The 14,024-nt window shown below is 71.1% G+C and carries 16 protein-coding genes; 6 read left to right on the forward strand and 10 right to left on the reverse strand.

All coding sequences use genetic code 11. The annotated features are described in order from the left end of the window. Positions 1–9 precede the first annotated feature (9 nt). The 4 genes from ACIBQ8_RS39570 to ACIBQ8_RS39585 all read right to left on the reverse strand — a co-directional run bounded on the left by ACIBQ8_RS39570 (position 10) and on the right by ACIBQ8_RS39585 (position 2,226). The gene (locus ACIBQ8_RS39570; protein WP_397194600.1) at positions 10–330 is read right to left on the reverse strand and encodes a hypothetical protein; all 321 of its coding nucleotides are present in this window, start codon (positions 328–330) and stop codon (positions 10–12) included. Between the two features lie 144 nt (positions 331–474). Then, entirely contained in the window at positions 475–1,563 is a 1,089-nt protein-coding gene (locus tag ACIBQ8_RS39575; protein ID WP_397179765.1) for a Zn-dependent alcohol dehydrogenase, read from the reverse strand. Positions 1,564–1,585: 22 nt separating this feature from the next. After that, positions 1,586–1,777 (reverse strand): ferredoxin, encoded by a 192-nt coding sequence (locus ACIBQ8_RS39580; protein ID WP_397179764.1) that lies wholly within the window; start codon positions 1,775–1,777, stop codon positions 1,586–1,588. Beyond that, complete coding sequence (locus ACIBQ8_RS39585; RefSeq protein ID WP_352324010.1) at positions 1,774–2,226, reverse strand: pyridoxamine 5'-phosphate oxidase family protein; 453 nt, start codon at positions 2,224–2,226, stop codon at positions 1,774–1,776. Before ACIBQ8_RS39585 ends, ACIBQ8_RS39580 begins: the two co-directional genes overlap by 4 nt. 85 nt (positions 2,227–2,311) lie before the next feature. On the opposite strand from ACIBQ8_RS39585, the gene ACIBQ8_RS39590 reads away from it, so the two are divergent. Further along, on the forward strand, positions 2,312–2,941 hold the full coding sequence (locus ACIBQ8_RS39590; RefSeq protein WP_397179836.1) for a class I SAM-dependent methyltransferase: 630 nt from the start codon (positions 2,312–2,314) through the stop codon (positions 2,939–2,941). Here ACIBQ8_RS39590 and ACIBQ8_RS39595 read toward each other — a convergent pair. From ACIBQ8_RS39595 to ACIBQ8_RS39610, 4 genes are all read right to left on the reverse strand, one after another. Then, positions 2,938–3,906 carry a DUF1702 family protein gene (locus ACIBQ8_RS39595; RefSeq protein WP_364330745.1) on the reverse strand — a complete coding sequence of 323 codons (969 nt, stop codon included), beginning with the start codon at positions 3,904–3,906 and terminating at the stop codon, positions 2,938–2,940. The two genes, ACIBQ8_RS39590 and ACIBQ8_RS39595, sit on opposite strands and share 4 nt — an antisense overlap. A gap of 155 nt (positions 3,907–4,061) precedes the next feature. Continuing rightward, positions 4,062–5,117 carry a prenyltransferase gene (locus tag ACIBQ8_RS39600; RefSeq protein WP_397179763.1) on the reverse strand — a complete coding sequence of 352 codons (1,056 nt, stop codon included), beginning with the start codon at positions 5,115–5,117 and terminating at the stop codon, positions 4,062–4,064. Next, positions 5,114–5,824: a methyltransferase domain-containing protein gene (locus tag ACIBQ8_RS39605; RefSeq protein ID WP_352324013.1), complete on the reverse strand. Its 711-nt coding sequence runs from the start codon at positions 5,822–5,824 to the stop codon at positions 5,114–5,116. The genes ACIBQ8_RS39600 and ACIBQ8_RS39605 overlap by 4 nt, the downstream gene beginning before the upstream one ends. A 48-nt stretch (positions 5,825–5,872) precedes the next feature. Beyond that, on the reverse strand, positions 5,873–7,144 hold the full coding sequence (locus ACIBQ8_RS39610) for a glycosyltransferase family 4 protein (protein ID WP_397179762.1): 1,272 nt from the start codon (positions 7,142–7,144) through the stop codon (positions 5,873–5,875). Positions 7,145–7,410: 266 nt separating this feature from the next. Here ACIBQ8_RS39610 and ACIBQ8_RS39615 point away from each other — a divergent pair, with 266 nt between their 5' ends. The 3 genes from ACIBQ8_RS39615 to ACIBQ8_RS39625 all read left to right on the forward strand — a co-directional run bounded on the left by ACIBQ8_RS39615 (position 7,411) and on the right by ACIBQ8_RS39625 (position 9,943). Next, positions 7,411–8,439, forward strand: a complete 1,029-nt coding sequence (locus tag ACIBQ8_RS39615; RefSeq protein WP_397179761.1) for a GDP-mannose 4,6-dehydratase — start codon at positions 7,411–7,413, stop codon at positions 8,437–8,439. Between the two features lie 117 nt (positions 8,440–8,556). Beyond that, complete coding sequence (locus ACIBQ8_RS39620; protein WP_352324016.1) at positions 8,557–9,114, forward strand: helix-turn-helix domain-containing protein; 558 nt, start codon at positions 8,557–8,559, stop codon at positions 9,112–9,114. Beyond that, positions 9,107–9,943, forward strand: a complete 837-nt coding sequence (locus ACIBQ8_RS39625; protein WP_397194601.1) for an SRPBCC family protein — start codon at positions 9,107–9,109, stop codon at positions 9,941–9,943. Before ACIBQ8_RS39620 ends, ACIBQ8_RS39625 begins: the two co-directional genes overlap by 8 nt. 10 nt (positions 9,944–9,953) lie before the next feature. Here the strand turns inward: ACIBQ8_RS39625 and ACIBQ8_RS39630 are convergent, their stop codons facing one another. Next, positions 9,954–10,427, reverse strand: coding sequence for a MarR family winged helix-turn-helix transcriptional regulator (locus ACIBQ8_RS39630; RefSeq protein WP_397194602.1), 474 nt, complete (start codon positions 10,425–10,427; stop codon positions 9,954–9,956). A gap of 76 nt (positions 10,428–10,503) precedes the next feature. Between ACIBQ8_RS39630 and ACIBQ8_RS39635 the strand changes: the two genes are divergently transcribed. Together ACIBQ8_RS39635 and ACIBQ8_RS39640 are read left to right on the forward strand one after the other, a co-directional pair. Next, positions 10,504–11,367 (forward strand): LLM class flavin-dependent oxidoreductase, encoded by an 864-nt coding sequence (locus ACIBQ8_RS39635; protein WP_397194603.1) that lies wholly within the window; start codon positions 10,504–10,506, stop codon positions 11,365–11,367. A gap of 181 nt (positions 11,368–11,548) precedes the next feature. Continuing rightward, a complete protein-coding gene (locus ACIBQ8_RS39640; RefSeq protein ID WP_397194604.1) occupies positions 11,549–12,370 on the forward strand; it encodes a DUF559 domain-containing protein in 822 nt (273 codons plus the stop codon). Between the two features lie 35 nt (positions 12,371–12,405). On the opposite strand, the gene ACIBQ8_RS39645 is transcribed toward ACIBQ8_RS39640, so the two are convergent. Then, entirely contained in the window at positions 12,406–13,590 is a 1,185-nt protein-coding gene (locus ACIBQ8_RS39645; RefSeq protein WP_358288833.1) for a cytochrome P450, read from the reverse strand. Positions 13,591–14,024 lie beyond the last annotated feature (434 nt).

A 14,024-nucleotide genomic window follows, 5' to 3' on the forward strand; every position in this document is an offset into this window, starting at 1 on the left:
CGGAGACGGTCAGCGCACGACGCGGCAGACCAGGGCGTCGGAGGCGCCGCGCAGCGCGGACATCACCACGTCCGTGGTGAGGAACTTGCAGGCCAGGTACGGGTCGCCGGAGCCGGCGTACGTCATCGGGCCGGGGCCGCCGGTGTAGCAGCGCAGGCCGCCGGCCTCGTAGAAGCCGATCCACGAGGACGAGCTGACCTTGGCGTGACAGTAGTCGCCGATCGAGAGCGGGCCGAAGGTCACGTCCACGACGGCCGCCTGGGCGGGCGCGGCGAGGGCGAGCAGGCCGGCGGAGGCGATGGAGAGCAGGGCGAGGCCGCGACGAAGCATGGATACTCCTTGGGGGTGGTGGGCACTCAACCCGGAGTATCCGTTAGGAAACTTTCCTTAGCAATGGGTCCGCGACCGGTTCCGCCGATCGCCGCCCGACCTGCCCGGGGCCGGAGAGTCGTGCTCCGGCCCGGGGATCGGCGCTCAGTCCATGATGACGATCTGGCGGAGCACCTCGCCGCCGCGCAGGGCCGCGACGGCGTCGTTCAGGTCGCCGAGGCGGATGCGGGCGCTGATCAGCGATTCCAGGTCGAGCTGTCCCGCCTTGTGGAGCTTGGCGAAGTAGGGGAAGTCGTGCCGCACATCGGCCTCGCCGTACAGGCTGGACAGCAGCTTCTTGCCCTCGAACAGCAGGCTGAAGGCGGAGATGGAGACCATGTCGTCCACCGCGCCGGCGCCCACCACGATGACGTCGCCGCCCGCCCGGGTGAGCTGCCAGGCGCTCTGGATGGTCGCCGACTTGCCGACGACCTCGAAGCCGTAGTCGAAGCCGCTGCCGCCGGTCAGCTCGTTCAGGGCCTCGGGCACCTGCTCGGGCGTGATCGCGTGCGTCGCGCCGACCTTCTTGGCCAGGGCGTGCTTGGACTCCAGCGGGTCGACGGCGAGGATCGTCCTGGCGCCGGAGACGCGGGCGCCCTGGATGACCGACAGGCCGACGCCGCCGCAGCCGATCACCACGACCGTGGAGCCGGGACGCACCTTGGCGGTGTTGATCGCGGCGCCCACGCCGGTCGTGATGCCGCAGCCGATCAGCGCCGCCGCCTCCCACGACACGTCGTCGTCGATCTTGATCGCGCCCTGCCAGGGCACGATGACCTCCTCGGCCCAGGTGCCGCAGCCCGCCATGCCGAACGCCGTCGCGTTGTCGCCGCCGAAGCGGAAGTTGCCCTTGCTGAAGGACTCGATGACGTACTTCATGCACATGTACGGCTGCCCGCCCACGCACAGGTCGCACGACTGGCAGGCCGGGCGCCAGCTGATCACCACGTGGTCGCCCGGCGCGACCGACGTGACGTGCTCGCCCACCTCGACCACCTCGCCCGCGCCCTCGTGGCCCGGGATCAGCGGCACCGGCTGCGGAAGCACGCCGGACATGGCCGACAGGTCCGAGTGGCACACGCCCGTGGCTCTGATCCGTACGCGGACATCGGTCGGCCCGACGGGGGCCAGGGTGATGTCGTCGCGGATGTCCAGCTTGTCGTTGCCTACGGCGTGCAGGATCGCGGCGCGCATGGGGTTCCTCCTCCGGCTACGGCTAGTCCTCTAGCGACAGGGCGGCTTTCGGGCAGGACCTGACCGCGCTGCGGACGCGGTCCTGCATCTCGGGGGGTGGTTCGGGGAGCAGGATGTGCAGCTGGTCGTCGTCGTCCACCTCGAAGACCTCGGGCGCGAGCCCCATGCACACGGCGTTGGCCTCGCAGACCAGTTCATCGACCTTGATCTTCATGTGAGCCTCCTGTGATCCCATGAGACCACTTTGGTGCGCTCGACGACGTAGGCGATCCGTTTTCTGCCGGTCTGCTCGACGTAGGGGGTCAGCAGGTCGTCCGGCACGCCCGGTGTCATCCTGCGCGCGATCATCATGCCGATGGCGAGCACCCGGTCGCGGTCGTCCACCTGCTCGGCCACGCCGTACACCAGGACGCCGCGGAGCTGGTCGTAGTCGTCGCCCGCCTCGACCAGGCAGCTCACCCGCGGGTCGCGGGCCAGGTTGCGGGCCTTCTGCGCCTTGCCGTACGTCCAGAAGGCGATGCGGCCCTCGTCCAGCCCGTAGAACATGGTCACCAGGTGCGGTGTCCCGTCGGGGTTGATGGTCGCGAGCTGGACCTTGCGCGAACCCTCCAGGAACGCCGTGACCTCGTCGTCGGACATCGCGATGCGAGCGCGCTGATTCACGTGCCAAGTAGAACAGGTTGCAAAGAAGCACGGCAAGAGGTCCCTGGAATGTTGTTCGGTTCGGCTAGGGTGCATGCCTATGACGATGCCGCCGGAGCTGCTGCAGGCAGCGGAGCACGCCAAGGGATTCATGCCGCCGAAGGAAGGTCTGGCCCTGTTCGAGGCGGCCTGCCGCTACGGCGGCCTGGGGCCGCTCTGCGAGATCGGCACCTACTGCGGCAAGTCGGCGATCTACCTCGGCGCGGCGGCCCGGCACACCGGCTCGGTGGTCGTCACCGTCGACCACCACCGCGGCTCGGAGGAGATCCAGCCCGGCTGGGCCCACCACGACCCGGCCCTGATGGACCCGCGCTTCGGGCGGATGGACTCCCTGCCCTTCTTCCGCGCCGCCGTCGCCGCCGCCGGGCTGGAGGAGGAGGTGATCGCCGTCGTCGGGCGGTCCGACCGGGTGGCCGCGTTGTGGAACACGCCGCTCGGCCTGCTGTTCATCGACGGCGGCCACTCAGAGGAGCCGGTGACCCGCGACTACGAGGGCTGGGCGCCGCACGTCATGGAGGGCGGCGCGCTGGTCTTCCACGACATCTATCCCGACCCGGCCGACGGCGGGCAGGCGCCGTACCGGGTCTACCTGCGGGCCCTTGAGTCGGGCGCCTTCCGCGAGGTGTCGGCCGAGGGCTCGCTGCGCGTGCTTGAACGCGTCGGCCAGGGCGTCTAGCGCCGGTGGCGGCGGTTCCACGACCGGCGGGTGTGGGCCTGCCAGCGCTGGAAGTCCTCGTGGGTGTGGGCGTCGTGGCCGAGGGCCAGCAGCGCCTGGTCGGTCCAGGCGGCCGCCTCGTCGGGCGCGGCGTCGGCCAGGATCGGCACGGCCAGCCGCGCGTGGTCCGGCAGCGCCCCCGACCGCAGCCGCGCCGTGACCGCGAAGGCGCAGCCCTGGGCCAGGTGGGCGCGGAAGCCGTCGGCGCCGGCGTGCTCGGTCAGCCACCACAGCTCGTCGCTGTCGGCGCCGCCGGTGTACGTGGCCGCGAACCCCACGCCGCTCCACAGGTCGGCCCGCCGGCTCGCCGGGAAGCCCGCGATGCGCGCGCCGACGTCGTCCGGCGAGGCGCAGTCGTGGTACCACAGCAGCCGGCCGAGGCCCTGGTCGAAGACCGCGCAGTGGGCACGGGTGAGCAGGTCGGGCATGCTCCTGCGGCCCACCATGCGGTCCGCCCGCGACAGGCTCCACTGGAAGCCGAAGCCGTCCACGGCCAGCCAGCGCATCAGCGGGTGCGCCCGCCGCGCGCCCCAGACCGGACGCAGCCGCAGCAGCGCGTAGCCGCGTCCGGCGCCGACGTACGCGGCGTGGCGGTGATGCTGGGCGGGGCCGGCCAGTAGCTCGTGAAGGCGCCGGCCCCGGGTCAAGGTGAGCAGGTCGAGCACGGTGCAGGCGGCCGCCGCGCCCTCGTGGCCGAAAGGCCGCTGCTCGGGTGAGAGGTCTTCGATCTTCTCGACTTCGCGCGACATGACCGCGTTGAAGCCGAACACGTACGACTGCTCGGAATCCGTGAAGACCGTCCGGGGAGCCCCGGGGCGCAGCCGGAACCTGCGCCGGCCCAGATCGGACTCCGAAGGATCCTTGGCCAGAAACCTCCGCAGCCCCCTCGCCGGGGACAGTGTCGGCTCGATCCTGACCTGGTCCAAGAACGCTGTTGTGCCCGTGTCGCCCACGCTTCCCCCGAAGACGCCTCCTACGGCCAGACACGAAGCTAGTAACCCCATTGCGCCGTTCACCGGCGGCGCACCGGATGTCCCCGGCAAAGAACCCGCAAAAGCCCTTGCGCCGCCGCCCCGCGGGATCAGCCGGGAGGCGCCGGCCTGAACGACTGACGCTCCACGCACCCGCACGCCTCCGGATCCGACACCGACGTGCCCGCGATGTCGCGGAACAGCCCGGAACCGGGGGACAGGCGCTGCAACGCGTCGGCGGCGAGGATGGCCGCGGCCGCGGTGTAGCCGGAGCGCTCGTGCGGGAAGTGCTTGCGGTTGACGAACTGCCAGCCGGTCCAGTACGAGCCGTCCTCGTGCCGCAGGTGCTGCACGTCGGCGAAGAGCGCGGCGGCCCGCGTACGGTCGCCCATGGCGTCCAGGGCCAGCACCAGCTCGCACGTCTCGGCCCCGGTCACCCACGGCTGGTCGGACACGCACCGGATGCCGAGCCCCGGCACCACGAACGTGGACCACTCGCGCTCCAGCAGCTCGGCCGCCTGCCGCCCGCGCACCGCGCCGCCCAGCACCGGGTAGTACCAGTCCATCGAGAACCGGCTCTTGTCGGCGAACGCCTCCGGGTGCGCCGACAGCACGTGGGCCAGCCGGTCGGCGGCCAGCTCCCAGTGCGGCTGCGGGTCGCCCAGGTGGTCGGCGAGCAGCACGCCGCAGCGCAGGCCCTGGTGGATCGAGGAGCACCCGGTCAGCAGCGCGTACGCCGCCGCCCGGCCGTGCGCGTCCCGCTCCCAGACGATCTCGCCCCGCTCGGTCTGCAGGCCCACCACGTAGTCGAGCGCGGCCTTGACCATGGGCCAGTGGCGCTCGGCGTGCTCGCGGTCGCCGGTGACCAGATGGTGGTGCCAGACGCCGGCCGCGACGTAGGCGGCGTGGTTGGACTCGCCGCCCGCCTCGGTGGCCACGCCGTCCAGCAGCTTCATCGGCCAGGAGCCGTCGGGGCGCTGGTGACGGGCCAGCCACTCCCAGCCGCGCCGCACCGGCTCGGTCAGCCCGGCCACGGACATGCCCATCAGGCACTCGACGTGGTTCCACGCGTCCACGTGCCCCTCGGGCCAGGGCACGCCGCCGTCGTCCTGCTGGATGGCCGCGATGCTGAGGGCCGTGCGGACGACCTCCTCGCGGGAGATCATGGCTTCTTGACGTAGAGGACCACGCTCTTGCCGATGAGCGGGTTGAGCAGCGCCTCGGCGATCCTGGTGGCGGCCGGGCGCTTCATGATGTCCCACACCAGCAGCTCGTGGTACGCCTTGGCGACCGGGTGGTCGTCGTTGTTGACGCCCACCGCGCACTTGATCCACCAGTAGGGCGCGTGCAGGCCGTGGGCGTGGTGGTGCGGGCCGATCTCGAAGCCGACGGACTTGAGCTTGGCCGACAGCTCGGCCAGCGTGTAGATCCGCACGTGGCCGCCGGGGGCGGTGTGGTAGTCCTCGTCCAGGGCCCAGCAGATGCGCTCGGGCAGGAAGCTCGGCACGGTGATCGCCGCGGTGCCGCCCGGCTTGAGCACGCGGAAGATCTCCCGCATGGCGGTCATGTCGTCGGGGATGTGCTCCAGCACCTCGGCCGCGATGACCCGGTCGAAGCCGCCGTCCTCGAACGGCATGTCCAGCGCCGTGCCCTGGACGGTCTCGCCGGTCGCGCCCAGCGGCACCTCGCCCGCCTTGTCCATCGCCACGAACATGGCCGCCACGTTGTCCAGCTCGGCCTGGTCCATGTCGAAGGCGACGACGTCGGCGCCCTGGCGCAGCACCTCGAAGGCGTGCCTGCCGCCGCCGCAGCCCAGGTCGAGCACGCGCACGCCGGGGCCCACGGGGAGCCGGTCGAAGTCCACGGTCAGCACTTTGTCGCTTCTCCTTGATCAGCTCTTGGGGGCTTTGCGTTCGGGGGGTCAGCGGCGGCTCTTGTGCGCCGCCATCGCCTCGCGGTACGCCTCGACCGTCCGCTTGGCGACGACGTGCCAGGTGTAGCGCTCCATGACCCGGTCGTAGCCGGCCTTGCCCACCCGCTCGCGCTCCTCGGGGGAGTCGTGCAGGCGGCGCAGCACGGCCGCCAGCTCCTCGGCGTCGCCCGGCGGGACCTGCACGGCCGCGTCGCCCACGACCTCGGGCAGCGCGCCCGTCCGGCTGGCCACCAGGGGCGTGCCGCAGGCCATGTGCTCGACGGCGGGCAGCGAGAAGCCCTCGTACAGCGAAGGGACCACGGAGATCTCCGAGGTGGCGATCAGCTCGCCCAGCTCGTCGTCGGAGATGCCGTGCACGAAGCGCACCCGGTCCTGCAACGACAGCTCCTGGACCAGCCGCTCGGTCGGGCCGCCGGGGGTCGGCTTGCTGACCACGGTCAGGTTCACGTCGCGTTCGGTGGCGAGCTTGGCGACCGCGCGCAGCAGCGTGGCCACGCCCTTCATCGGCGAGTCCGCGCTGGCCACCGCGACGATCGAGCCCTTGCGGCGGGGCTTGTCCGGACGCGGGTGGAAGTAGCGGGTGTCCACGCCGAGCGGGATCAGCCGCATGTTGGCCTGCGGGACGTTGAAGTCCCGATGGATGTCGGCCAGCGACGACTCGCTGACGGTGAGGATCGGGCTGAGCCTGGGGGCGACGCGGGACTGCATCTTCACGAACCCGTACCAGCGGCGCATGGTGAGCTTCTTGTAGCCCGTGGCGGCCTCCAGCTCGATCCGCCGGTCGACGCTGATCGGGTGGTGGATCGTCCCGACCACGGGGAACAGCTTCTGGATGCCGAGCAGGCCGTAGCCGAGGGTCTGGTTGTCCTGGACGACGTCGAAGTCGCCGACGCGCTTCTTCAGCTCGCGGTAGGCGCGCAGGGTGAAGGTGAGCGGCTCGGGGAAGCCGGCCGTCCACATGGTGCCGACCTCCAGGAGGTCGATCCAGTCGCGGTACTCGGCCAGCTTGGGGGTCCTGAACGGGTCCTCGTCCCGGTAGAGGTCGAGGCTGGGCACCTCGCGCAGGACGACGCCCTCGTCCAGCTCGGGGTAGGGCGGTCCGGAGAACACCTCGACGTGGTGGCCGAGCGCGACCAGCTCACGGCTCAGGTGCCGGAGATAGACGCCCTGCCCGCCGCAGGTGGGCTTGCTGCGATAGGACAGCAGCGCGATCCGCAGCGCCTCGCTCACGGACACCCCTTTCTCCGCCGGTAGGCCCATGTTTTCTGCGGTAAGGCCCCAAGAGGCGGGCGTGTACCGTGAAAGATGACCTTAGTCCGAGAAGGCTACCATTCGGTAGGTCACCTGGAATTGTTCACAACAGTCTCCACAGGCCGTGCGAACTGCGACATTAAGGTAACCGAGCGTGGTTCGGTGGAACAGGTTCTAGTGGGCTTTGGTGCTGCGTCCAGGCGCTTAGCTGTACATTCCCGTCCCAAAGGGACGCGGTGCGGGCCACCGTACCTACGTGATAGTTGGAGGACCCCTTGGCCAGGCGCGCTCTGATCACCGGCATCACCGGCCAGGACGGTTCCTACTTGGCCGAGCACCTGCTCGACCAGGGTTACGAGGTGTGGGGGCTGGCCCGCGGGCAGGCTAACCCGCGCGTCTCGCGCATGCGCAAGCTGCTGGCCGACGTCCAGGTGGTGCGGGGCGACCTGCTGGACCAGGGGTCGCTGATCTCCGCGGTGGAACGCGTTCAGCCCGACGAGGTGTACAACCTGGGGGCGATCTCGTTCGTGCCCATGTCGTGGGAGCAGGCCGAGCTGACCGCCGAGGTGACCGGTATGGGCGTCCTGCGGATGCTTGAGGCCATCCGGGTGTGTTCGGGCGTGTCGCGGGGCGGGGGATCGTCGGCCCCGGGGCAGATCCGCTTCTACCAGGCCTCGTCCTCGGAGATGTTCGGGCAGGTCACCGAGACCCCGCAGAACGAGCGCACCGCCTTCCACCCGCGCTCGCCGTACGGGGTGGCCAAGGCGTACGGGCACTTCCTCACGCAGAACTACCGCGAGTCGTACGGGATGTTCGCGGTGTCCGGGATCCTGTTCAACCATGAGTCGCCGCGGCGCGGCGCGGAGTTCGTCACCAGGAAGGTCACCCTCGGGGTGGCCCGGATCAAGCTCGGCCTGGCCACGGAGCTGCGACTGGGCAACCTGGAGGCGCGCCGCGACTGGGGCTACGCGGGCGACTACGTCAAGGCGATGCACCTGATGCTCCAGGCCGCCAACCCCGAGGACTACGTGATCGGCACCGGGCGGATGAAGTCGGTGCGGGAGCTGGTGGAGGCCGCCTTCACGGCCGCGGGGCTGGACTGGGAGCGGCACGTGGTGGTCGACCAGGCGCTGCACCGCCCGGCGGAGGTGGACCTGCTGTGCGCCGACCCGAAGAAGGCGCGGGCGCAGTTGGGCTGGGAGCCACGGGTGTCGTTCGACGAGCTGGTCGCGATGATGGTCGAGAGCGACCTGCGCCTGCTGTCCGCCGGCGGCGACCCCGACCAGGACAGCTCCTGGCCCTAGAGCCGGTTCTGCACTCCTTGGCCCGCCCGGTCCGGTGCGGGCCTTTTTGCTGCTTACGGCCGCTCTTCGTGTGACCCATTGACAAAGAGGATTTTTACGTAAAAGATTGTTTTTGCGATGAGAGATGTCCTGTATCTGGAACAGATCGAGCAGGCCGAGGCGCTGCTCAAGCCGCAGCGCGTCGAGGTGCTGAGGCAACTGGCCGAGCCGCGTACGTGCTCGGAGGTCGCCGAACGTCTCGGGCAGACGCCGCAGCGGGTCTACTACCACGTCAAGCGGCTGGTCGAGGCCGGTCTCGTGGAGCTGGTGTCCGAGCGCAAGGTGCGCGGCGTCCACGAGGGCATCTACCAGGCCGGCGCCCGGTCGTACTGGCTGTCGCCGCGGCTGGTCGGGCGGATCGGGCTGCGCAAGGCGCGCGACGAGCTGAGCCTGGGCTACCTGCTCGACCTCATGGAGGAGGTCCAGGCCGACATCGCCGCGCTCGACCGGGACGCGCCCGAGCTGCCGTCCATCGGCCTGTCCGGAGAGATCCACGTGCGTCCGGAGAGCCGCCAGCAGTTCCTGAACGACCTGCAGGGCATGCTGCAGGAGCTTTTCACTCGTTACGGCGGCGCTGAGGGTGACGCCTTCAAGCTCGCCGTCGCCTGTTACCCCAAGGGAGAAGAGCATGAGTGAGCCGATGATCGCGAAGGTCCGCGTCCAGGCGCCGGTCAAGGAGGTGTGGCACGCGCTCACCGACCCGGCCGCGGCCCGGGTCTGGCTGGCCGAGCACGTCGAGGTGGACCTGCCGGACCGGTTCGCGTTCTGGGGCCGTACGACGCCGGAGGGCGACGCGCCGCACCAGCGCGTGCTGTCGGCCGACGAGCGCGGCGTGCGGTTCGCCTGGCTGCTGGACGGCGTCGAGACGACCGCCGAGCTCACGGTCGAGGAGGACGGCGAGTCGGCCACGATCGTCTCGGTGTCGCAGTCGCACTTCGACTTCCAGGACGTCGTCACCGGCGCCAGCATCCGCGGCGTGCTCCAGACGTACTGGTTCCAGGTGCTGGCCAGCCTGGCCGAGCACGTCGAGGGCCGCCCGCTCACGCCGCGCGCCGACTTCACCGCCCGCGAGCTGCGCGCCGAGGTCACCATCGACGCGGCGCCCGCCCAGGTCTTCGAGTCGCTGGTCGACTCCGAGAGGGTGAGCAAGTGGTTCGGGATGCCGATCGAGATCGAGCCGTACGCCGGCGGCCGGTTCGCCATGGGCGGCTTCGCGAACGACCCGTCGCCGGCCAAGGTGCTGGAGCTGGAGCCGGAGCGCCGGTTCTCCGTCGACTGGGGCGGCGCGGGGGTGAGCTCCTGGGAGCTGGCCGGATCCGAGGGCCGGACGCGGCTGACGCTCGTGCAGAGCGGTTTCGACGCCGGGCGCCCGCCGTACGCGGCCTGGGGCGGAATGTTGTCCGGGGTGGCTGAGCTGCGGCGTTACCACGAGGTGCCGGACTGGCGGCCGATGTGGGTCGCCTGACCGCGCCGGGTCAGCCCGGTTGATCCCGCCCGCCGTCCGGCAGGTGGTCGAGGACGGTCTCGGCGATCGTGGCCAGCACCTCGATCTGCTCCCGCGACAGCAGGTCGATGAAGTGCCTGCGCACCGACGCCACATGGGCGGGCGCCGCCTCCTGGATGGCCCGCAGCCCTCCGTCGGTCAGCACGACCACGGCCCCGCGCCCGTCGCCCTCGAACCCCTCGCGGGTGACCAGCCCCCGCTGCTCCATCCGCGAGATGTGCCGGGACAGGCGGCTCTTCGACCAGAGCATGCGGTCGGCCAGCGCGGTGAGCCGCCACCGGTGGCCGGGCCTGGAGCTCAGCGCCGACAGGACGTCGTAGTCGGGGGCCGACAGCCCCGAGTCGCTCGCGAGGTCGCGGTTGACCTGGGCGTCCAGCAGCAGGCGCATCCTGCGATAGCCGATCCAGGCCCGGAACTCGGCGTCGTCCAGCCAGTTGGGCTCCATGACCCGGAAGTTTAGTTGACGTGTAACCGACCTCCGCTCTAGGTTTACATGTAAACCAAAGTGGAGGAGGCGGGTCGTGTTCGGACTGGGCATATCGACGTCGGCGGCACCGGGGGCCGACCCCGTGGGCGACGCCCGCGCGGCCGAGGAGCTGGGCTTCGACTTCGTCTCGGCCTCCGACCACCCGTGCGGCGTCGAGCCCACGTACGAGCTGTGGACGATGCTGACCTGGGTGGCCGCCGCCACCTCGCGGATCAGGATGGCGACGCGGGTGCTGGGGGTGCCGTACCGGCCGCCCGCGATGGTCGCCAAGATGGCCGAGACGCTGCACCGGCTCTCCGGCGGCCGGCTGATCCTCGGCCTCGGCGGCGGCTACTCCGACGAGGAGTTCCGCGCGTTCGGGCTCGGGGTGCCGACGCCGCGCGAGAAGGTGGACGGCATGGTCGAGGCCGTTCAGGTCATCCGCGGCCTGTGGTCGGAGTCCGACTTCAGCTACGAAGGCTCCCGCTACCGCACCGATCGGGCCACCATCGAGCCCAAGCCCATCAGCCCCATCCCGATCTGGCTGGGCACGTACGGGCCGCGCGCCCTCGACGCCACCGGCAGGCTGGCGGACGGCTGGATCCCGTCCCTGGGGTTCGCGCCGCCGGAGCGGGCGGCGGCCATGCGGGACCGGATCCTGTCGGCCGGGCGCGCCGTCGAGTGCGTCTACAACGTCACCTTCCGCATCGGTTCCCCCGGCGTGGACGACGGTGTGGGCGCCGGCCTGAACGAGGGCGTGGTCGCCGGCTCGGTGGCGGAGGTGACCGACCGGCTGGCGGCGTTCGTGGACCTGGGGTTCACGTCGATGAACTTCACGCCTCTCGGCCCCGGCCCGCGCGCCCAGGCCGAACGCCTGGCCCAGGACGTCCTGCCCGCCCTGCGCGCGGCGACCTCCTGACAGGCGCTTTCTGACGGGTGCTTTCTGGCGGGCGGTCTCTGATGGGCGGCTTCTGATGGGCGGCGGTCTGCCGGGAGGGTGATCCGGGCCTGTGGCGAAGCCGCGGCGGGTGGCCGGACGGTTGTCCACAGAACACGGTTCGGCCCTGCGGGGCCGGGGTGGGGGCGTCACCCTGGACCGCGTGAACGCCGCACTCTCGTTGCTCGGCCGCGCCGAGCGCATCACCCGGTCCTGCCGGCAGGCCGTCGTGTGCCGGCAGACGGCCGCACACGTCTGGGGGCTGAGCGTGCTCTCCGTCCCCGAGGCCGACTGGCCGGTGGAGGTGATGGCCCCCGCCCACCTGGCGATCCCCGGCTGCGTCACGTACGTGGGCGAACCGCCCGCCGAAGACGTCACCGGCCACCGGGGCGTCCGGCTCACCACCATGGCGCGCACGGCCCTCGACTGCGCCCGGTCGTTGCCCCGTCCTGAGGCGGTGGCGGCGCTCGACCAGTTCGCGCGGCGGGGCGTCGACATGGAGGCGCTGTGGCGTCGTCCGCTCAACTCCTGGCGGCTGCGCGACACGCTGAGCCTGGCCGACGCGGGCGCCGCCTCGCCCCGGGAGAGCTGGCTGCGGGTCGTCCTCGTCGACGGCGGCCTGCCCAGGCCCGCCACGCAGCTCGCCGTGCCGCTGGGCGGCGGCCGGCGCGCCTACCTCGACCTGGGCTGGGAGCCGTACCGGGTGGGGGTCGAGTACGACGGCCAGGAGCACCACACCTCGCCGGCGGACCGGCGGCGCGACGCGGCCCGCCGCGAGGAGCTGCGGCGGCTGGGCTGGCGGGTGATCGCCGTCCGTCGCGACGTCATCCCCGGCCAGATCGCCGGCCTCCTCCGGCACGTCGCCGACGCGTTGATCGAGCGCGGCTGGCAACCCGGCCCGGGGGGCACGGTCCGCGTCCTCCGCCAGATCCGGGCGGCCCGCCGCGGAACCGCTCGCCATCCCCGGCAGCGGCGGTTCTCGTGAGGGCGTCCGCGGCGGCTGGGAGGGCTTCTGCCGGGTCAGGCGATCGTGACCGGGAGCTCCTTGATGCCGTTGATGAAGTTCGAGCGCAGGCGGCGGGCCGGGCCGGCCTGGCGGATGCGCGGCCGGCGCCTGGCCAGCTGCTCGAACAGGACACGCAGTTCCAGCTTGGCGAGGTGGTTGCCGAGGCAGAAGTGCGCGCCGCCGCCGCCGAACCCGATGTGCGTGTTGGGGGTGCGTCCGATGTCGAAGACCTCCGGGTCCGGGAAGACGGAGGCGTCCCGGTTGGCGGAGGAGTAGAAGACCACGACCTTGTCGCCGTCCTTGATGGGCTGCCCGCCGAGCACCTGGTCCGCCATCGACGTGCGCCGGAACAGGTTGACCGGCGAGACCCACCGGACGATCTCGTCGGCCGCCGTCCTGGCCAGCGTGGGGTCGGCCACCAGGCGGTCCCACTGGTCGGGGTGTTCGAAGAGGGCGAGCATGCCGCCGGAGGCCGCGTTGCGGGTGGTCTCGTTGCCCGCGACGATCAGCAGCAGGACGAACAGGTCGAACTCGTCCTCGCCGAGGGTTTCGCCCTTGTCGTCGGGCTGGAGGAGCTTGGTGATGATGTCGTCCTTGGGGGCGGCTCTGCGCTGCGCCGCGAGCTCGTTGGCGTAGGCGTACACCTCCATGGCGGCGCCGGAGCCCTCCTCGGGCGTGGCCGCGTAGTCGGGGTCCTGGGCGCCGATCATGCGGTTCGACCACGAGAACAGCTTGTCGCGGTCGGTCGCGGGAGCGCCGAGCAGCTCGCAGATCACGTACAGGGGGAGGGGGGCGGAGACCTCGGTGACGAAGTCCACCTCGCCGGAGCACTTGTCGAGCAGGTCGTCGCAGATGTCGCGGATGTGCTGTTCGAGGGCGCCGATCGTCCGGGGGGTGAAGCCGCGGTTGACCAGGGAACGCCGCCTGGTGTGCTCGGGCGGGTCCTGGTTGAGCATCATCAGCCGCTGGAGGGCGATCTGGTCCTCGGGCATCTCGTCGAAGAGGGCGAGCTTCTTGGCCGAGGAGAACAGGTCGGAGTGGCGGGACACGTGCACGACGTCCTCGTAGCGGGTGACCGCCCAGAACCCGGGCTCGCCGTCGTGCCAGTGGACGGGGGAGTTGGCGCGGAGCCAGGCGAGCTGTTCGTGGGGTGGGCCGGAAGTCGCGTAACGGTCCCTGTCGACGAGGTCGATATGCACGCGCGGTCACCTCTTGATCAAGCGCTTGGTTTATTCGTACTGAAACGTGTTCTATTACGCCACTGTACGCCCGTCAAGTAGCCCCACCCCGCCACCATCCCCGCCCCCGGCCACCCCCGCCATAACCCGGAAGCAGACAACCCCGTCCCCACCTCTGCCATAACCCAGGAGCAGACAACCCCGTCCCCGCCCCGCCATGGCCCTGGAGCAGACAACCTCCTCACCGCTGACGGTTGCTCCGGTCGGTGTCGGGATGTACCACCCGTGCCCCCAAGCCGAGCACCCAGCGGTGCCACTCCCTGCCCCCCCGATGGCGATGAGCGTCAGCATTATGTGCGACCCGTCCCCCCCAGCGGTCCTAGTGCGAGGGGGCCCAGCAGGAACACCAGCGCGACCGGACGCCGCCACCCGGTGGCGCGCCGCCAGGGCAGCAG

It is taken from the genome of Nonomuraea sp. NPDC049646 (assembly GCF_044465525.1).
Taxonomy (GTDB): domain Bacteria; phylum Actinomycetota; class Actinomycetes; order Streptosporangiales; family Streptosporangiaceae; genus Nonomuraea.

Coding starts and splice junctions, on each gene's coding strand:
- ACIBQ8_RS39630 (WP_397194602.1), bottom strand. CDS start 10,427: ATGGAGCCCAACTGGCTGGACGACGCCGAGTTCCGGGCCTGGATCGGC.
- ACIBQ8_RS39575 (WP_397179765.1), bottom strand. CDS start 1,563: ATGCGCGCCGCGATCCTGCACGCCGTAGGCAACGACAAGCTGGACATC.
- ACIBQ8_RS39620 (WP_352324016.1), top strand. CDS start 8,557: ATGAGAGATGTCCTGTATCTGGAACAGATCGAGCAGGCCGAGGCGCTG.
- ACIBQ8_RS39625 (WP_397194601.1), top strand. CDS start 9,107: ATGAGTGAGCCGATGATCGCGAAGGTCCGCGTCCAGGCGCCGGTCAAG.
- ACIBQ8_RS39610 (WP_397179762.1), bottom strand. CDS start 7,144: ATGGGCCTACCGGCGGAGAAAGGGGTGTCCGTGAGCGAGGCGCTGCGG.
- ACIBQ8_RS39570 (WP_397194600.1), bottom strand. CDS start 330: ATGCTTCGTCGCGGCCTCGCCCTGCTCTCCATCGCCTCCGCCGGCCTG.
- ACIBQ8_RS39590 (WP_397179836.1), top strand. CDS start 2,312: ATGCCGCCGGAGCTGCTGCAGGCAGCGGAGCACGCCAAGGGATTCATG.
- ACIBQ8_RS39600 (WP_397179763.1), bottom strand. CDS start 5,117: ATGATCTCCCGCGAGGAGGTCGTCCGCACGGCCCTCAGCATCGCGGCC.
- ACIBQ8_RS39580 (WP_397179764.1), bottom strand. CDS start 1,777: ATGAAGATCAAGGTCGATGAACTGGTCTGCGAGGCCAACGCCGTGTGC.